General features: G+C 72.4%; 16 protein-coding genes and 1 pseudogene. 4 read left to right on the top strand and 13 right to left on the bottom strand.

Annotated features, from left to right (window positions below):
* Window positions 1-2: 2 nt before the first annotated feature.
* Entirely contained in the window at window positions 3-2,864 is a 2,862-nt protein-coding gene (locus ICW72_RS00190; protein ID WP_191084379.1) for a glycosyltransferase family 4 protein, read from the bottom strand.
* A 191-nt stretch (window positions 2,865-3,055) separates the two neighbouring features.
* Entirely contained in the window at window positions 3,056-3,934 is an 879-nt protein-coding gene (locus ICW72_RS00185; RefSeq protein ID WP_191084378.1) for a branched-chain amino acid aminotransferase, read from the bottom strand.
* Between the two features lie 170 nt (window positions 3,935-4,104).
* Here ICW72_RS00185 and ICW72_RS00180 point away from each other — a divergent pair, with 170 nt between their 5' ends.
* From ICW72_RS00180 to ICW72_RS00170, 3 genes are read left to right on the top strand one after another with little or no spacing between them, the layout of a single operon-like run.
* Window positions 4,105-4,710 (top strand): MarR family winged helix-turn-helix transcriptional regulator, encoded by a 606-nt coding sequence (locus ICW72_RS00180; protein WP_456300172.1) that lies wholly within the window; start codon window positions 4,105-4,107, stop codon window positions 4,708-4,710.
* Window positions 4,711-4,714: 4 nt separating this feature from the next.
* On the top strand, window positions 4,715-5,416 hold the full coding sequence (locus ICW72_RS00175) for a response regulator (protein ID WP_191084376.1): 702 nt from the start codon (window positions 4,715-4,717) through the stop codon (window positions 5,414-5,416).
* Window positions 5,413-6,804, top strand: a complete 1,392-nt coding sequence (locus ICW72_RS00170; protein WP_191084375.1) for an ATP-binding protein — start codon at window positions 5,413-5,415, stop codon at window positions 6,802-6,804. The genes ICW72_RS00175 and ICW72_RS00170 overlap by 4 nt, the downstream gene beginning before the upstream one ends.
* A 48-nt stretch (window positions 6,805-6,852) precedes the next feature.
* On the opposite strand, the gene serS is transcribed toward ICW72_RS00170, so the two are convergent.
* The 10 genes from serS to argS all read right to left on the bottom strand — a co-directional run bounded on the left by serS (window position 6,853) and on the right by argS (window position 16,351).
* Entirely contained in the window at window positions 6,853-8,112 is a 1,260-nt protein-coding gene (gene serS / locus ICW72_RS00165) for a serine--tRNA ligase (protein WP_191084374.1), read from the bottom strand.
* A gap of 20 nt (window positions 8,113-8,132) precedes the next feature.
* The gene (gene tatC, locus ICW72_RS00160) at window positions 8,133-8,891 is read right to left on the bottom strand and encodes a twin-arginine translocase subunit TatC (protein ID WP_191086057.1); all 759 of its coding nucleotides are present in this window, start codon (window positions 8,889-8,891) and stop codon (window positions 8,133-8,135) included.
* Between the two features lie 51 nt (window positions 8,892-8,942).
* Window positions 8,943-9,629 carry a twin-arginine translocase TatA/TatE family subunit gene (locus tag ICW72_RS00155; RefSeq protein WP_191084373.1) on the bottom strand — a complete coding sequence of 229 codons (687 nt, stop codon included), beginning with the start codon at window positions 9,627-9,629 and terminating at the stop codon, window positions 8,943-8,945.
* 73 nt (window positions 9,630-9,702) lie between these two features.
* Window positions 9,703-10,806, bottom strand: a complete 1,104-nt coding sequence (locus ICW72_RS00150; RefSeq protein WP_223880723.1) for an ABC transporter ATP-binding protein — start codon at window positions 10,804-10,806, stop codon at window positions 9,703-9,705.
* A gap of 70 nt (window positions 10,807-10,876) precedes the next feature.
* A complete protein-coding gene (scpB, locus tag ICW72_RS00145) occupies window positions 10,877-11,479 on the bottom strand; it encodes an SMC-Scp complex subunit ScpB (RefSeq protein ID WP_191084372.1) in 603 nt (200 codons plus the stop codon).
* On the bottom strand, window positions 11,469-12,239 hold the full coding sequence (locus ICW72_RS00140; RefSeq protein ID WP_191084371.1) for a segregation and condensation protein A: 771 nt from the start codon (window positions 12,237-12,239) through the stop codon (window positions 11,469-11,471). Before ICW72_RS00140 ends, scpB begins: the two co-directional genes overlap by 11 nt.
* Window positions 12,236-12,943, bottom strand: coding sequence for a site-2 protease family protein (locus tag ICW72_RS00135; protein ID WP_223880722.1), 708 nt, complete (start codon window positions 12,941-12,943; stop codon window positions 12,236-12,238). The genes ICW72_RS00140 and ICW72_RS00135 overlap by 4 nt, the downstream gene beginning before the upstream one ends.
* Window positions 12,940-13,836: a beta-N-acetylhexosaminidase gene (nagZ, locus tag ICW72_RS00130; protein WP_191084370.1), complete on the bottom strand. Its 897-nt coding sequence runs from the start codon at window positions 13,834-13,836 to the stop codon at window positions 12,940-12,942. Before nagZ ends, ICW72_RS00135 begins: the two co-directional genes overlap by 4 nt.
* Window positions 13,833-14,492, bottom strand: coding sequence for an SPOR domain-containing protein (locus ICW72_RS00125; protein ID WP_223880721.1), 660 nt, complete (start codon window positions 14,490-14,492; stop codon window positions 13,833-13,835). Before ICW72_RS00125 ends, nagZ begins: the two co-directional genes overlap by 4 nt.
* Before the next feature lie 71 nt (window positions 14,493-14,563).
* Complete coding sequence (gene argS, locus ICW72_RS00120) at window positions 14,564-16,351, bottom strand: arginine--tRNA ligase (protein WP_191084368.1); 1,788 nt, start codon at window positions 16,349-16,351, stop codon at window positions 14,564-14,566.
* A gap of 99 nt (window positions 16,352-16,450) precedes the next feature.
* Here argS and ICW72_RS00115 point away from each other — a divergent pair, with 99 nt between their 5' ends.
* Window positions 16,451-16,948, top strand: coding sequence for a DUF805 domain-containing protein (locus ICW72_RS00115; protein WP_191084367.1), 498 nt, complete (start codon window positions 16,451-16,453; stop codon window positions 16,946-16,948).
* Window positions 16,949-17,157: 209 nt separating this feature from the next.
* Here the strand turns inward: ICW72_RS00115 and ICW72_RS00110 are convergent.
* Window positions 17,158-18,320: pseudogene (locus tag ICW72_RS00110) on the bottom strand (deoxyguanosinetriphosphate triphosphohydrolase).
* Between the last annotated feature and the right edge of the window lie 35 nt (window positions 18,321-18,355).

Here is an 18,355-nt window from a genome sequence, read left to right as displayed (position 1 = left end):
GGTCAGCTGCGGCGCGCGCCGGCCAGCCGCAGCGCGGCCCGCCCCGCCTCGCCGCCCGGCAGGGGTGCCACGCCAGCGTCGCGTTGCAGCCGCGCCTCGATCTGCGCGATGCGCTCGGCGCCCGACAGGCCAAGCCCCTCGCCGCCGGCCATCAGCAGCCCCTCCAGCAAGGCGAGGCGGCCTTCCGTGTCGGTCTCCGCCGCCCATTGCAGGCCGACAAGGCGCAGCGGCGGCATGCCGCCCTCGGCCATGGACAGGCGCAGCCGCACGAGGCCGCCCTCGCCCGCCTCCACCCGCTGCGGCAGGATGAGAGGCCCGCCCGCCTGGGGCAGCGGCAGGTCGCCCTCCGCATGGCGCAGCACCCCGCTCGCGCCGGGCTGGACCGCCAGGTGCAGCAGCACGCGCAGCCCCTCGCCCGCCTCCACCCCCTCGGCGGCGAAGGCGATGACGGGGGCGACGGAGAGGGGCTGCACGCCCACCATGTCGGGCGACAGGTCCCAGCCCTCGGCCAGCATGGCGGCCCAGGCGGGGTTCTCGGCGAGCGGGCCGAGCTGGATGCCGCGGCGCGGCGGCAGGCGCGCGGCCCCCGGCGCCACCGCCGCCACCTCGCGCAGCGCCACGCGGATGGGGCGCGGGTCGGGGTGGCCGGGGGGTGGCTCCAGCGGGCCTTCCAGCAGGAGGCCGATCTGGTGCGTACCGGCGGGCAGGTCCAGCACCGCCGCCGCCTCCTGCCCCGGCATCAGGCCGAACCAACGCGGCGCGGCGCCCTCCGCGAAGGCGCCCAGGCGGTTCATCTCCGCCCAGGGGCGCGCGGCCAGGCGCAGCAGCAGGGTGGCCGGCGCCTCCAGCGTCACCTCCAGGCTGCCATGGGCGCCCAGCAGGGGCGCGCCGCCATCCTCCGGCGGCTCGAAACCCGCGCCCAGCAGCATGCAGGCGGGGGCGCCTTGGCTCAGCACCCAGCGCTCGCCGGGGGCGAGGCGGGGCGGCATGGGCGTCTCGCGCTGCGGGGGCGGGGCGGCGGTGAGTTCGGCCATGCCCGCCAGGAAATCGGCCGAGACCTCGGCCCAGCTGCGGGCGCGGAAGCCTTCGCGGATGCGCGCCTCGGCGGCGGCGAGTGCCGCGCGGTCGGTCACGAAATGGCGCACACGTTCCGCGATGGCGCGGGGGCTGTAGGCGTCTATGGGTTCGGCGAAGCCCGCGCCGGCCTCGGGCGTGGCGCCCTCGGGGGCCGCGAGGCAGAGCTTGCCCAGCGCCAGCGATTCCCCCACCGGCAGCCCCCAGCCCTCGGTGAAGGAGGGGAAGATGGAAAACAGGCAGCCGCGATACAGCGCGTCCAGCTCCGGGTCCGAGATGCCATGGACGATGCGGATGCGCCCGTCGAGGTAACGCGTGGCCTCGAGCTGCGCCATCAGGTCATCCACCCGCCAGCCCGGACGGCCCACGATGACCAGCGGCGGCGGCTCGAAGCCCTCGGCCAGCAGCAGCCGCCAGGCCTGGAACAGCGCCAGGTGGTTCTTCCGCGCCTCGATGGTGGAGACGCTCAGGATGTAGTCCTGCCCGCGCAGCCCCGCCAGCGCGGAGGGCCAGGCCTCGCCCCCCTCGGGCAGGGCCGCGTTCATGCGGTGGGCGAGCGGCACGGGGCGGATGGGAATGGCGGGCGCGCCCAGCTCCTGCAAGGCGCGCCGCAGCTCGCGCGCCGTGTATTCGCTGATGGTGAGCGCGAAATCCCAGAGCTGGGCGCCCTCGGCCAGGCCCTGGCGGAAGGCCAGCACCGTGCCCTCGCTGGTGTATTCGGGGTGGGTCGCGGGGATCAGGTCATAGACCAGCACGCCGATGCGCAGCCCCGCCGCGCGCAGCCGCGCGAGTGCCGCCGGCGCCCCGGTCCAGAACCAGAAGGCGCCCAGGATGACGAAATGCCGCGCGGCCGTGAGGTCGGTGGGGCGGGCGCGGTCATAGGCGGCCTCCACCAGGGCACGGGCGCGGTTGGGGTCGTGCCGCTCGGCCAGGCAATAGGTGAGGATGGCGCGCAGATCGGCCACCTCCAGCGTCCAGAGCGGGCCCATGCGCTCGGCCAGCACCACGAAGCGCGCCTCGGCGGCCGCCTCGGGGTCGGCCAGGATGCCCTCGGCGAGGCCGAGCTGCACACGCTGGATGCCGGTGGCGCGGCCGGTCTCGCGCACGAGGCTCAACAGGTCCGTCACGTCGTAGAGGGTGCCGCCGGACGCCGCCTGTCCGGAGGGGGGTGGCGGCGCGCCGGTGGTGCGGCGCGCGAGCTGCCAATGGCGCCGGTCGGGCTGGGCCGCCCAGCAGGCCAGCGCCGCCTCGCGCGCCAGCAGGTGCTCATGCGCGGCCAGCGCCGCCTCGGCCAGGGCGCGGCGGGCCTCGCGGTCCTCGGGCGCGGCCTCGGCGGCGCGCTGGGCGGCGGCGAGCGCCTCGCGCTCCACCACCCGCGCCATGGGGGCGGGGCGGAACAGGCCGCGCGGCGCATCGGACTCCGGCTCGGGGCGCAGCGCGCGCAGTTCCTGGGCGGCGTGGTTGACGGGGGCGAGACGGGCCGAGAGGTCATAGGCCTCCGTCGCCTCCACGAGGCGCCCTTGCAGCTTCAGCACATGGCCGAGATGCAGCGGCGCGTCATGGTCCTCGGGGCGCAGCCGCATGGCCTCCCGATAGGCGGCCTCGGCGCGGGCATGCTCGCCGCCCTCCTTCTCGGCATGGCCGAGCTGGACCCAGACGGGGGCATCCTGCGGCCTGTCCTGGAGATAGCGGCGGTAGCGTTGCGCGGCCTGTGTCCAGCGCCCGGCGTCACGCGCCGCGTCAGCCTCGCGCAGGGCCCGAAGGGCCGGGCGCAGGCGCCAGCGCCGCAAGGCGCGGGCGATCACGCCCGCATCACCCGCGATGAACCAATTGACTCCGGTTGCACGGCGTTTGGCTCATGCATGTTCCGCTTCACCTCCGGCTGCCCCCTGCATTCCAGCGCAGGGCGCGGCCGTCAAGGCTTTGCGCGTGATCCCGGCACGCGGAATCGCCGGAATGGCGAATTACGCGCGATGCAAAGTTACGCCCGGTTGTTCACCGTCGCTTCATAATCCTTCATCAGCGTCTCGGTGATGCGGCCCGGCGTGAAGTCCTGCGCGCCGATGCGGCGGATGGGCGTGACCTCGGCCGCCGTGCCGGCCAGGAAGGCCTCGGTGGCGCGGGGCAGTTCCTCGGGCTTGATCACCCGCTCCACCACCTTCATCTGCCGCTTGTGCGCGAGGCCCATGACGGTGCGCCGCGTGATGCCGTCCAGGAAGCAGGTGGGGGTGGGCGTGTGGATCTCGCCGTCGAAGACGAAGAAGGCGTTGGCGCCGGTCGCCTCGGCCACGTCGCCCTTCCAGTCGAGCATCATGGCGTCATCCGCGCCCTCATCCATGGCGGCGTGCTTGCTCATGGTGCCGATCATGTAGAGGCCGGTGGCCTTGGAGGCGGTGGGCGCGGTTTCGGGGTGGGGGCGGCGCCACTTGGCCCAGGCCAGGTTCACGCCCTTCATCCGCTGCTCCACGCCGAAATAGGCGCCCCATTCCCAGACGGCGATGGCCATGTGGACCTTCGTGTTCTGCGCGGCCACGCCCATCTCCTCCGCGCCGCGCCAGGCGATGGGGCGGACATAGGCGTTGGTGAGGCCGTTCTTCGCCACGGTCTCCTGGCAGGCGGCGTCGATCTGCTCCACGCTCCAGGGAATCTCGAAGCCCAGGATGCGGCCGGAATTGATCAGGCGTTCGCTGTGCTCGCGCAGCTTGAAGATCTGGCCATTATAGGCGCGCTCGCCCTCGAAGACGGCGGAGGCATAGTGCAGCCCGTGCGTCAGGACGTGCAGCTTGGCGTCCCGCCAGGGGCGGAACTCGCCATTCCACCAGATGAAGCCGTCACGGTCGTCATAGGGAACCAGGGCCACGGGCGTCTCTCCACCGCTTGTCTGCACATTGCGCTTGCGCCGTGGAGGATGTTCGGAAAGGAATGCCCGGACACCTTGCGGCGCAGCATCATTGCGTGATGCCCCTTGCTTCTAGAATGTCCGGAAAAAATGTGTCAATGAACCTGACCGAAAAGAGGAACATGGCAGCCATGCCGGACCGCCCGCCCAGCCTGCACCAGGAGATGATGCGCCCGGACAGCGCGCCGGCGCGCAGCCTGCTGTTTCTGCGCGAGGAGGAACTCCGCCTCGCCCAGGACCTGCTCTATTTCGGCTATCGCGACTTCACCGCGGGGGCGGACCGCATCCTGGCGCAGCTCGACATGGGGCGCGCGCATCATCGCGTGCTGCATTTCGTGGGGCGCGCGCCGGGGATGAAGGTGGGCGAGCTGCTGGCCATCCTCTCCATCACCAAGCAATCCCTGGGGCGCGTGCTGCAACCGCTCATTGACCAGGGCTATGTCCACCAGGCGCCGGGGCTGAAGGACAAGCGTCAGCGCCTGCTGCGCCTCACACCCCAGGGCGAGGCGCTGGAACGCCGCCTCTTCGACGCCCAGCGCGAATGGGTGCTGCGCGCCTACCGCGAAGCCGGGCCCGAGGCGGTGGAGGGCTTCCGCCGCGTCATGCGCGGGCTGATGGGCCCCGAGGCCCGCACCCAGTTCGAGGAGCTGGAACGCGCCGCCGCCCCCGGCCGCACCACGCCGGCCTTCGCCCCCGCCCCCAATACGCCCCCCTTGGCCGCCCGCCGGAGCGCCTGACGCCATGGCCGAGCCCGCCGCCGACATCCTGGTCGTGGACGATGACGCCAGGCTGCGCGCCCTGCTGCAGCGCTTCCTGGCCGAGCAGGGCCACCGCGTGGCCGGTGCCGCCGATGCCGCCGCCGCGCGCGCCGCGCTCGCCAGCATGGAGTTCGACCTGCTGGTCGTGGACGTGATGATGCCGGGCGAGACGGGCCTCGAATTCGTCGAGGCCCTGCGCCGCGAGGGCAGCGACACGCCGGTGCTGATGCTGACCGCCCGGGGCGACCCCGATGACCGCGTGGCGGGCTTCGAGCACGGCGCCGACGACTACCTCGCCAAGCCCTTCGACCCGCGCGAACTGGCGCTGCGCATCCGCACCATCCTGCGCCGCGCCCAGCCCGCGGCCCCGGCCGCCGCCCCCTTGGGCCTCGTGCAGCTCGGCGATCGCTGGTTCGACGCGGAGCGCGCGGAGCTCCGCACGCCCGAGGGCGTCCAGCGCCTGACGGGCGGCGAGACGGCGCTGCTGACGGCGCTCGCCCGCCGCGCGGGCGAGGTGCTCTCGCGCGAGGACATCGCCGCCGCGCTGGGCACGCCCGATGCCGGCGAGCGCAGCGTGGACGTGCAGGTGACGCGCCTGCGCCGCAAGATCGAGGCCGACCCGCGCGAGCCGCGCTTCCTGCACACCATCCGCCACCGCGGCTACGTCCTCCGGCCCGGGCCGTGAGCGTGAGCCGGCCCGCGCGCGCCACCTGGCTCGCCACGCTGCTGCGGCCGGACAAGTCGCTGGCCAGGCGGCTTTCGGCGGTGCTGCCACGGGGCCTGCTCGCGCGCGTGCTGCTGATCCTGCTGCTGCCGCTGGTGGTGCTGCAGGGGGTGGCCCTGCAGCTCTTCTACGGCGGGCACCTGGACGTGATCTCGCGCCGCCTCACCTCGGGCCTCGCGGGCGATGTGGGCTTCGTCTCGGTGATGGTCGAGGCCGCCTCGCCCGAGACGCGGCCCTTCGTGATGCGCGAGGCGCAGTGGCGGCTGGGCCTCGCCCTCAGCTTCGAGCCGGACGCCGCCCTCGGCCCCATCCCCCACCGCCCCGCCTGGATGCGCCTGCTGCCTCTGGAGAGCGACCTGCGAAGCGCGCTGAGCGAACGCCTGGCGCTGCCCTTCGACGTGGACTGGCACAGCGACCCCAATGTCATCATCATCCGCGCGCAGCTCGATGACGGGGTGCTGACCTTCGAGGCCTCGCGCCGGCGGCTGATCACCACCACCCTCTATGTCTTCGTCATCTGGCTGGTGGGCTCGGCCGTGCTGCTGGCGGTGGTGGCGGTGCTGTTCATGAAGAACCAGGTGCGCGCGATCCGCCGGCTGGCCGAGGCCTCGGAGACCTTCGGCCTCGGCCGCGACAACGGCCCCATCAAGCCCGAGGGGGCGCGCGAGGTGCGCCAGGCCGCGGTCGCCTTCAACGCCATGCGCGAACGCATCCTGCGCTTCGTGAACCAGCGCACCGAGATGCTGGCGGGCATCAGCCACGACCTGCGCACGCCACTCACGCGGATGCGCCTCGAACTCACCATGCTGCCCCGCACGCCGGAGACGGAGGCCGACATCGCGGCCCTGACGCAGGATGTCGAGGAAATGGAGCGGATGGTGGAGGCCTATCTCGCCTTCGCCCGCGGCGAGGGGACGGAGGCGGCGCGCTCGGCCGACCTCGTCGCCATCGTGAGCGAGGCCGCCGCCAAGGCCCGCCGCAGCGGCGCCACGGTGGAGCTGGAGATGCCCGAAAGCCTGCCGCTGAGGCTGCGCAGCGACGCCATGGCCCGCGCCCTGGGCAACCTGCTGGACAATGCGCGGCGCCACGCGCGCCGCATCGCGGTGACGGTGCGCCCGCCCGCCAGCGCCGAGCGCGGCTGGGCGGAGGTGCTGGTGGATGATGACGGCCCGGGCATCCCGGCCGCGCAGCGCGCCGAGGCCTTCAAGCCCTTCACCAGCGGTTCGGCCACGGGCACGGGGCTCGGGCTGGCCATCGCGCGCGACGTGGTGCGCGCCCATGGCGGCGAGATCGCGCTGGAGGAGAGCCCGATGGGCGGGCTGAGGGCGCGAATGCGGCTGCCGGTCTAGGAATTTTGCGCGGCTGATTCACGCCTTCGGTGATGCCACCGAAGCCGATCAGACGCTGCCGATCACATCCACGCCCATCCAGGGCCGCAGCACCTCCGGCACGCGGATGGAGCCATCGGGCTGCTGGTGCGTCTCCATCACCGCGATCAGCGCGCGGCCCACGGCCACGCCGCTGCCGTTCAGCGTGTGCAGGAACAGGTTTTCCTTGCCGCGCTTGAAGCGCGCCTTCATGCGCCGGGCCTGGAAATCCCGGCAGTTGGAGCAGGAGGAAATCTCGCGCCAGGCGCGCTGCCCGGGCAGCCAGACCTCCAGGTCATAGGTGCGGGCGGCGCCGAAGCCCGTATCCCCGGCGCAGAGGATGATGCGGCGCCAGGTCAGGCCGAGTTCGGTCAGGATGGCCTCGGCGCAGCGCGTCATGCGCTCATGCTCTTCGGCGCTGTCCTCGGGGCGGGTGATAGAGACCATCTCCACCTTGGGAAACTGGTGCTGGCGCAGCATGCCGCGCGTGTCGCGGCCGGCGCTGCCGGCCTCGCTGCGGAAGCAGGGGGTCAGCGCCGTGTAGCGCAGCGGTTGTTCGGGCTCGGGGATGATCTGGTCGGCGACGAGGTTGGTCAGCGGCACTTCCGCCGTCGGGATCAGGTAGTGGTCGCCGGCGCGGAACAGGTCTTCCTCGAATTTGGGCAATTGCCCCGTGCCGTAGAGCGCGGGCGCCTGCACGAGCAGCGGCGGATTCACCTCGGTGTAGCCGTGCCGGTCCGTGTGCACGCCCAGCATCCACTGGCCCAGCGCGCGCTCGAGCCGCGCCAGCGCCCCCTTCAGCACCACGAAGCGGCTGCCCGAAAGGCGGGCGGCGGTGGCGAAGTCCATGAGGCCCAGCGCCTCGCCCAGCTCGAAATGCTGTTTGGCGTCCGGGATTTGGGCGGGTTCGCCATGCTGGTGCAGGACGACGTTGGCGCTCTCGTCGGCGCCGTCCGGCACCTCGGGGTCGAGCGTGTTGGGCAGCACCGCCAGTGCCTCGGAAAGCGCGGCCTCACGCGCGGCGGGATCGGCAGCGGCGGCCTCGGCCAGGGCGGCCGCGACCTCGGCCTTGAGGCGCTCGGCCTCTGCCGTGTCACCGCGCTTCATGGCCGCGCCGATCTCGCGCGAGAGGGCATTGCGCCTGGCCTGGGCGCCCTCACCCAGGGCAATCGCCGCGCGCCGCGCCTCGTCCAACGCCAGCAGCGCGGCCGATTGCGGCGGCAGGCCGCGCCGCGCCAAGGCCGCGTCGAAGCCCGCCGGGTCCGTCCGGACCGTCTTGATGTCATGCATGGGTCAGGCGTTCCGGAAAATCAGTCGGGATCGAGCTTCGCGGGCTTGGGCGCCATCCAGGCCGCCAGCAGGATCGAGACCTCGTAGAGCAGGATCAGCGGCAGGGCGAGGCCGACCTGGCTGATGATGTCCGGGGGCGTGATCACGGCCGCCACCACGAACATGCCCACGATGGCATAGCGTCGCCCCTTGCGGAGCGAATCCACGCTCAAGATGCCCACCTTGCACAGCAGCACCAGCAGGATGGGCAGCTGAAAGGCGAGCCCGAAGGCCAGGATCATGTGCATGACCAGCGAGAGGTATTCGCTGACCTTCGCCTCCAGCTGGATGGCGACGGTGCCGGCCCCGGCCGGCGTCTCGAAGCTGATGAAGAAGTGCCAGGCCAGCGGGAAGATGAAGTAGTAAACGAGCGCCGCACCGGCCACGAACAGCACGGGCGAGGCCAGCAGGAAGGGCATAATCGTCCGCTTCTCGGAGCGGTAGAGGCCGGGCGCGATGAACAGCCAGAGCTGCGTGGCCCACATCGGGAAGCTGAAGAAGACCGCGCCGAAGAAGGCCACCTTCAGGTAGGTGAAGAAGGCTTCATAAAGGGCGGTGAAGATCATCCGCCGGTCGCCGGCGCCGGCGCCCTGGGCCATCAGGATGTCGGCCAGCGGGCGGGCCAGGAAGCCGTAGATCTGTGCGCTGTAGTAGTAGCACAGGATGAACATCACGATGAAAGTGCCCACCGACCAGAGCAGGCGCGCGCGCAGCTCCATCAGGTGTTCCATCAGCGACATGGGCTTGTCGTTGATGGGATCGTCCTTGGTGATGTCCGACACGGCGGGGCCTCAGGCGGTCTTGGCCGGCACGGGGGCCGGCGCGGGGGCTTCGGTGGCGGCGTTTTCGATGCGCGGCGCTTCGGCGGGCGGGATTTCGGCGGGCGCCTCGGCCACCGGCGCCACCACGGGCGCGGGCTCCGTCGCCACAACGTGCGCGGGCGGTGTCGCCACAACGGGCGCGGGCGGCGGCGGGGGCGGCGCCATGTTCAGCGGCGCGGGGGTGGAGGGCGGCAGGAAGGCCGGCACCTCGGGCTTGGGCGGCTCCGGCGGCGGCTTGTAGGGCGCCATCGTCTGCGGCGGGATCATGGCCGGCGCGTCGGGCGTGTCGCGGGCCGTGGGCGGCGGCGTCCAGGCGGGCGTGCTGGCCGTGGTGGTGGAGCCCGAGAGCGGGTCCTCGTTGAAGGTCCGCGTCAGCGTCCCGTCCTCGTCCACCGCCTTCTGGATATGGCCCTTCAGGTCGAAGCTGCGGATTTCGTTGATGGCGCCCTTCACATCCGCGATCTGGTCGCGCACGCCCTCGAGCTTGGCTTCGCGCACCAGCTCATCGGCCTGCTGCTGGAAGGCCGCCAATTGCCGCTTCGCCTTCTTGATGCCGTCCGCCATGCCGCGGATGGCGCCCGGAAGCTGCGTGGGCCCGATGACCACCACCGCGACGATGATGATCAGCAGGATCTCTGTCCAGGCGAGGTTGAACATCAAGTCCTCTGCTTAGCCCTCAAGGGGGCCATCGATACCAGCCGGGCCGCGCCGCGCCAATGCGGCAGGCTTACTACTTAGTCGCGCCAGCGCCCGCTTGCACCCCGCCCCCCGGATTCGGATCATGAGGTTTCGGAAGGAAAGGCGAAGGCGCGCTCGGGGTCCAGCGCCACCCCCACCCGGTCCCCGCGCGAGAGGCGCGCCCCGGGGGGCAGCCGGGCATGGAGGTGCAGCACGCCCCCTCCCCGTCCGCCACCGCCATATGGACCAGGGTGGTGGCGCCGAGCAGCCGGCAGGCCTGCACCTCGGCCAGCGCGCTGCCCGTGCTGCCGGCCTCCATCACGCGCAGCCCCTCCGGGCGCAGCAGCAATTCGGCGGGCGCGCCCTCGGGCAGGCCGCGGGCGGGGGCGGCGCCGATGACCGTCTCGGCGGCCCCCTGGCGGATGCGGGCGGGCAGGCGGTTCACCTCGCCCAGGAAGGTGGCGACGAAGGGGGTGGCGGGGTGGAGGTAGAGCTGTTCGGGCGTGCCGAGCTGCACCACCCGTCCCTCGCGCATCAGGGCGATGCGGTCGGCCATGAACATGGCCTCCTCCGCGTCATGGGTCACGATCAGGGCGGGAATGCCGGCCTGCTGCAGCACATGCAGGGTGTCGTCGCGCACCTGTTCGCGCAACCTTGCGTCCAGGCTCGCGAAGGCCTCGTCCAGCAGCAGGGCCTCGGGGCGCGGGGCCAGGGCGCGGGCCAGCGCCACGCGCTGCTGCTGCCCGCCCGAGAGCTGGTGCGGCCAGGATTGGGCATAGGCCTCGAGCCCCACGCGCGCCAGGGCCTCGGCCACGCGCCAGCCGCGATCCCCGCGCGGGATGCGGCGCAGGCCGAAGGCCACGTTGTCGGCGACGGTCAAATGGGGGAACAGCGCGTAGTCCTGGAAGACGAAGCCCACATGGCGCGCCTCGGGCGGCACATCCTCGCCCGGCGCGGCCAGCACGCGGCCACCCAGCGAAATGCGCCCCTGCTGGAGTGGTTCCAACCCCGCCACCAGCCGCAGCAGCGTGGTCTTGCCATCGCCCGAGGGGCCCAGCAGGCAGACGATCTCGCCCGCCGCCACCTCCAGGCTCACCCCGCGCAGGACCTGCTTGGGGCCATAGGCGTGGTGGATGTCGTCCAGCCGGAGGCTCATGCGGGGGCGGGATGGGCGGGCATGCGGGCCTTGTGGCGGGGCGGGCCGCGCCTGTCCATGCCGGGCCGCGTCACGCCGCCCGCTGCACGCCCCCATCGGGCACCAAAGGCGGTGCGCCGTCGCGCGGGCCCACCGCCAGGTCGCCCGAGACGAGTTCCTCCCGCCGGGGCAGGTCGTTCAGGGATTTCAGGCCGAACTGGTCCAGGAAATGCTTCGTGGTGCCCCAGAGCGTGGGGCGGCCGGGGCTCTCCCGCCGCCCGCGGGGTGTCACGAGGTCCGCCTCCAGCAGCGCGTCCAGCGTGGTCTGGGAGAGGGTGGCGCCGCGGATTTCCTCGATCTCGGCGCGGGTCACGGGCTGGTGGTAGGCGATGATGGACAGCGCCTCCATGGCCGCGCGCGGCAGGCGGCGCGGCACCTCCACCACGCGGGTGATGGCCGGCGCCAGATCGAGCGCGGTGCGGAAGGCGAAGCCGCCGGCCACCTCCACCAGCTCCACCGCCGCCCCCGCCGTGCGGGCGGCGAGTGCCGTCATCACGGTGGCGGCCTCCACCCCCTCGGGCAGGGCGGACTGGATGCGCGGGAGCGGCACGGGCTTGTCCGAGGCGAAGACCAGCGCCTCCGCGACCCGCAGGGCGCGGGTGAAATCCGGGTGGGTGTCGTGTTCAGGCGACATGCGGCAGCTCCCCCTCGCCTTTTCGCAGATGGATGGGTCCAAAGACGGTGTCCTGTCGCAGCTCCACCGCGCCGCCCCGCGCCGCCTCCAGCGCCGCCACCAGCGTGCTGGCCATGGCGGCGCGACGATCGAGCGGCGAAAGCATGTCGGGCGGCAGGAACTGGCCGAGCGTGGACCAGCCCGTGCCGGCCTCGCCCAGCAGGGCGCGCAGCCGGCCCAGCGCCTCGGCCACGGACCACAGCTTGCGCGGGCGCGGCGTGAAGGGGCGCGAGGCGACGGCGCGGCGGCGGGCGGCGGCATAGGCGCGCAACAGGGTGGTCAGGTCCGTCACCAGCCCGGTGCGGTCCTCGACGCGCAGCGATTCCGGGGCGCCGCGGGCGAAGGTCTCGCGCCCGAGCTGGGCGCGGCGGCCCAGCCATTCGGCGGCGGCGCGCATGCGGTCCAGCTCGGCCAGGCGCTCGGTGAGGCGGGCGGCGGCGAGCAGGGGGTCTTCCTCATCGGGGCCCCGCTCCTCCTCGGGCAGCAGCAGGCGGGATTTCAGCCAGGCGAGCCAGGCGGCCATGACCAGCCAGTCCGCCGCCAGCTCGATCCGCACCCGCGCGCCTTCGATCACGGCGAGATACTGGTCCACCAGCGAAAGGATGGAGATGGAGCGGATGTCCACCTTCTGCGCCCGCGCCAGCTCCAGCAGCACGTCGAGCGGGCCTTGGAAGCCCTCGATGTCCAGCAGCAGCGCGTCAGGGGCGGCGCTGTCGCTCACAGCCGGCCATTCCCCGTCAGCCACACCACGAAGTTGAAGACGGGGCGGACGATCTCGAAGAGGAACCAGTCCATCGGCCGGAAGGCGGGGATGGCCATGGGCAGCAGGAAGAGCACGCCCAGCACCAGGAACAGCCCCGCATGCTCCAGCCGCGCATAGGCCATGGCGGCGCGGTAGGGCAGCAGCCCCACCGCGATGCGCCCGCCATCAAGTGGCGGCACGGGAATGAGGTTGAACAGGCCGAGCACGAGGTTCACCAGGATCGCGAAGCTGACGAAGCGATAGACCCAGGCGAGCGATTCGGCCGAGAGAAACGCGTCCCCCGCCACCGCCACATGGATCAACAGCCCCGCCAGCACGGCGAGCGCGAAGTTCATGGCCGGCCCGGCGATGGCCACCCACATCATCCCCACGCGCGGATTGGCGAAGTTGCGGACATCCACCGGCACGGGCTTGGCCCAGCCGAACATCATCTGCACGCCGCCCGTGGCCATGAGCTGCGACACCAGCAGGATGCCCGGCACCAGCACCGTGCCCACCGGGTCCACATGGCGGATGGGGTTGAAGGACAGCCGGCCCAGCAGCGCCGCCGTGGGGTCGCCCAGGGCGCGGGCGGCCCAGCCATGCGCGACCTCGTGGAAGGTGATGGCGATGATGGTGGCCAGCACCACCGCCGTCACATCGGGGAACCAGTCGGGCATCATGCGGCGGCCGTCACCGGGCAGGCGTCCAGCACGGCGGCACTTTCCGCCAGCACGCCCGAGCAATGCAGCACCGCGTCGCACCCCGCCGCCAGCGCCTGTGCGGCGAGCGCGCCGGGCGTGCCGTCCAGCGCCTTCATGGCGAGATCATCGGAAATCAGGAATCCCGTGAAGCCGATCTCGCCGCGGATCACCTCGGCGATCACGCGGGGGGAGAGGGTGGCGCAGCGCTCGGAATCGAGTGCCGGGTAGAGGATATGCGCGGTCATCGCCCAGAGATCGGGGGCCGCCAGGGCGCGGAAAGGGGCGAAGTCGGCGGCCAGCGTCGCGCGGTCCGCCTCCACCACCGGCAGGGCCAGGTGGCTGTCCAGCGTGGCGCGGCCATGGCCGGGGATGTGCTTCAGCACGGGCATGACGCCGCCGGCGCGCAGCCCCGCGATCCAGGCGGCGCCGAGGCGCGCGACCTCCTCCGGCGCGGCGGAAAAGGCGCGGTCCCCGATCACGTCATGGGCGCCGGGCAGGCGCAGATCGAGGCAGGGCGCGCAGACCACGTCCAGCCCTTCGGCCAGGCACATGCGCGCCAGGGCCTCGGCATTGGCGCGGGCGGCCTCGGCGGGGCCGTGTTCGAAGGTGGCGGGCGGCGGGAATTCCGGCCAATGCGGCGCGCGCAGCCGGGCCACGCGCCCGCCCTCCTGGTCCACCAGGATGGGCGTTCCGGCCCCCAGGATGTCACGGATGGCGGCGGTGAGCGCCCGCAGCTGCGCGGGGTCCACGACATTGCGGCGGAACAGGATGACGCCGAGCGGGAGTTCCGCCCGCAGCAGCGCCACCTCCTCCCCCGTCAGGCTGGGGCCCGCCAGCCCGATGATGGCGGGCTTGCGGCCCCCTGCCCTCAACTGCCCAGCACCGCGCAATTGCCGCCGCTGGCACGCACCCGTTCGCACAGGGCCTGGGCCGCGTCACGGTCGGGCACCCCGCCCACGCGCAGGCGCCAGAAGGTGGGCCGCCCGTCGCGGTCGAAGCGGACCACGTTGGGGCTGAAGGGGGCGAGTTCCGGCACGCGGCCGCGCAGGCGGTTCCATTCGGCCATGGCGCCCTCCTCGCTCGGCAGGGCGCCGAGCTGGACCTGCACCCCTCCGGCCACCGGGCGCGGCGCGGCGGCGGGTGTGGGCGCGGGCGCCGCGATGGGCGGGGCCGCGGGCTGTGCCGTGATGGCCGGCTGCAGGCCCGACCCGCCGGGCGCGGCGGCCGGCGGCAGCGGCGTGGGCGGCGGCACGGCCGCCTGGCGCCAGCCATCGGGCAGCGGACGTTCGGGGCCGGGGGCGAGACGTGCCTCGCCCACCCGCTCCGGCCTGGCGCCGGGGCGTTCGAAGATGGTCTCGGAAGGCCGTGGGGCCGGTGCCGCCACGAAATTCTCCGGGCGCACGCGGAAGGGCCGGTCATCGGCCTCGATCAGCGGCACCCCGTTGGGCGAGAGCGCGTTGCTCCCCCACAGGAGCAGCACGCCCAGCGCGCCGACCCCGATCAGGCCGCCCCCCAGCAGCCAGACCAAGGGCGGGATCCCCCATCCCGCCCGCGCCCTCTCCGGCGGGCGAACCCGCCAGGAGGGCAATGTCGTGTCACTCATCGCATCTCCTCGACCGGCGCGACCCCCATCACGCCGAGCCCGGACCTGATCACCGCGGCCGTCGCGGCCACCAGGGCCAGGCGCGCCCGTGTCCCCTCGGGGTCGCCTTCCTGGATGAATCGCAGGGAAGAATCTTCCCTGCCCTTGTTCCACAATAGATGAAAATCACCCGCGAGGTCATTCAGAAAAAACGCAACCCGGTGCGGTTCGCGCGCGGCGGCGGCGGCCTCCACCACGCGCGGCCAGCCGGCCATGCGGCGGATGAGCGCCAGTTCCGCCGGGTCGGTCAGCGCGTCGAGCGGCGCAGCGGCCAGATCAGCGGGTTCCCCCGCCGCCCGCAGCACCGAGCGGCAGCGCGCATGGGCGTACTGGACATAGAAGACCGGGTTGTCGCGCGATTGCTGCACCACGAGGTCCAGGTCGAACTCCATCTGCGCGTCCGCCTTGCGCGTCAGCATGGTGAAGCGCACGGCGTCGCGGCCCACCTCGTCGATCAGGTCGCGCAGGGTGACATAGGTGCCGGCGCGCTTGGACATGCGCACCGGCTGACCGTCCTTCACCACATGGACGATCTGGGCCAGCACCACGTCCAGGCTCACGCGCCGGTCGGACAGCGCGGCCACCGCCGCCTGCATCCGCTTCACATAGCCGCCATGGTCCGCGCCCCAGACATGGACCAGCGCGTCGAAGCCGCGCTCGATCTTGCCCAGGTGGTTCGCGATGTCATTGGCGAAATAGGTGCCCGAGCCGTCGGATTTGCGGAGCGCCCGGTCCACCTCGTCGCCGAACTGGGTGGCGCGGAAGAGGGTCTGTTCGCGCGGTTCCCAGTCGTCCGGGGTCTTGCCCTTGGGGGGTTCCAGCACGCCGCGATAGATCAGGCCCTGGGCGTTCAACAGCGCCTCGGCGGCGTCGAGCTTGCCCTCGGCCACCATCGCGGCCTCGCTGATGAAGATGTCGTGCTGGACGCCGAGCGCCGCAAGGTCGTCGCGGATCATGTCCATCATCATGGCGACGGTGGTTTCGCGCACCGTGGCGAACCAGCGGTCGGGGCCGGCCAGGCCCGGGCCATGGGCGGTGCCGATTTCGGCGAGCGCGTCGCCATGGTGCCGCGCCAGCGCCTCGCCCACCGGCACCAGGTATTCGCCGCGATATTGCAGCCCGCCGGGGATGAGCTGGGCATACTCATCCTCGGTCAGCGTGGTGCCGAGCGCCTGGAGGTAGCGCCAATAGGCGGCATAGGCCAAGGCCTGCACCTGCGCGCCGGCGTCGTTGATGTAATACTCCCGCGTGACCTCATGGCCCGCCTTGGCCAGCAGCGCCGCCAGCGCATCGCCCACCACGGCCCCACGGCAATGGCCCACATGCATGGGGCCCGTGGGGTTGGCCGAGACATATTCCACATTGATCCGGCCCGGACGCGGCGCGCCCTGGCCATAGGTTTCGCCCGCCGCCAGGATCACGCCGAGCTGGGCGCGGATGAAACCCTCATCCAGGCGGATGTTCACGAAGCCGGGGCCCGCGGGGCTGGCCTCCGTGACCTCGGGCAGCGCCGTGAGCTTCTCGGCCAGGGCGGCCGCCAGCTTGGGCGGCGCCTGCTTCGCCGCCTTGCCCACCACCAGCGCCGCATTGGTCGCCATGTCGCCATGCGCGGCCTCGCGCGGGGGTTCGACGGTGACGCGGGCGAAGGCCTCCTCCGGCAGCTCGGGCAGCAGGGCGCTGAGCGCCTCCACGATGCGGGAGCGCAGATGGGCGAAGATGTCGGCGGGGGCGGGGGGCAGGCTCATGGGCGGGTTGTGCGGCGCGGGGGGGCGTTTCGGCAAGGGGTGCCCCTGCGTCGCGCATGGCCTAAACTCCGGCCCGGACCATCACCCGGACGGGATTTCATGAGCAACGCACGGCAATTGCTGGAAGAGCGCTTCGCGCGCGGCGAAATCTCCGCCGCCGAATACCAGGAACGGCTTTCGGTGCTGAACAACCTCTCGGGTGGCCAGGTGCCGCCGCATCGGGTGGTGGGCTTCGGCCAGGCCATCGCGCTGGCGCTGAAGAACTATGTGAATTTCAGCGGGCGGTCGTCGCGCGCCGCGCATTGGTATTTCGTGCTGGCGACGGTGCTGCTCGGCATGGTCACCGGCACGATCGACGGCAACAATTACGGCTATTACTGGGGCGCGCCGCAGCCGGTCAGCAACGTGACCTCGCTGCTGCTGATCCTGCCCTCGCTCGGCCTCGCGGTGCGGCGGCTGCATGATGTGAACCGCTCCGGCTGGTGGCTGCTGCTGATCCCGACCGTGATCGGCATCCTCCCGCTGCTGTTCTGGCTGTGCCAGCAGGGCGACCGGTTCACGAACCGCTATGGGGATGATGTGGAGGCGGGGCGTTAGAATAGTTGGGGCGGCCGATGCACGCCCCCGGCTGCGCCGGGGGCGATCGGACGCTTCGCCGCGCGGCCGATTCACGCCCCCGGCTGCGCCGGGGACGATCGGACGCTTCGCCACGCGGCCGATTCACGCCCCGGCTGCGCCGGGGCGATCGGACGCTTCGCCACGCGGCCGATTCACGCCCCGGCTGCGCCGGGGCGATCGGACGCGGCCTACCCCCCCACATGCGGGTCCGTCAGCCGCCGGTATTCCTCCAGCGCGAAACGGTCGGTCATGCCGGCGATGTAGTCGCCCACCGTCTCGGCCGCCTGGGGGCTGCCGGCCTCGCCCGCGCGGGCGCGCCATTCATCGGGCAGCATCTGCGGCCCGCCGTGCAGAAGCTGGAACAGGATCTGCACCACCCGCTTGGACTTCTGTGAGGCCCGGTTCACCCGGAAATGGCGATACATCCGCTCGAACAGGAATTCGCGCATCTCGGCATTGGCCCCGCGCATCGCCGCGCCGAAGGCCACCACGGGCTGCGGCGCGGCGCGGATGGCCTCCACATTGGCGGGTGAGAGGGTGGCCAGCCGCCGCTCCGTCTCCTCCGCCACGTCGCGGATCATGGCGGCGATGACGCGGCGGACCATCTCGGGCGCCGCGCGGTCGGCGGGCAGATCGGGGTGGGCGGCGCGGGCCTCGGCCAGGGCCTGGCGCGGCAGGGCCATGGCGGCCACCTCCTCCACGGTGAAGAGGCCCGCGCGCAGGCCATCCTCCAGGTCATGGTTGTTGTAGGCGATGTCGTCCGCCAGAGCGGCCACCTGCGCCTCCGCGCTCGCATGGGTGCCGAGTTCCAGGTCCTGCACGGCGTTGTAGCGCGCCAGGTAGGGCGCCGGCCGCCGCACCGGGCCATTGTGCTTGGCCAGCCCCTCCAGCGTCTCCCAGGAGAGGTTCAGCCCGTCGAAGCCGGCATAGCGGCGTTCGAGCTGCGTCACGTGCTTCAGGCTCTGCGCATTGTGGTCGAAGCCGCCATGGCTGCGCATGAGGCCGTCCAGCGCCTCCTCCCCCGCATGGCCGAAGGGGGGTGGCCGAGGTCATGCGCCAGGGCCAGCGCCTCGGCCAGGTCCTCGTCCAGGCGCAGGCGGCGGGCCAGGCTGCGGGCGATCTGCGCGACCTCGATGGAATGGGTCAGCCGGGTGCGGAAATGGTCGCCCTCATGGAAGACGAAGACCTGCGTCTTGTATTGCAGCCGGCGGAAGGCGCGGGAATGGATGATGCGGTCGCGGTCGCGCTGCCAGGGGGTGCGGCTCTGGTCCTCCGGCTCGGCGTGCAGGCGGCCGCGGGTGGTCCGCACGGCATAGGGGGCCTTGGGGGTGGAGGTGGGGGCATCCAGCATCGCGCCTGCCTATCAGCCGGGGGGCGGTGGTGGAA

The sequence above is a fragment of the Roseococcus microcysteis genome, from assembly GCF_014764365.1.
GTDB classification, from domain to species: domain Bacteria; phylum Pseudomonadota; class Alphaproteobacteria; order Acetobacterales; family Acetobacteraceae; genus Roseococcus; species Roseococcus microcysteis.
Note: the sequence above shows the minus strand (reverse complement) of the source record. Positions and strands in the feature narration are given on the sequence as shown.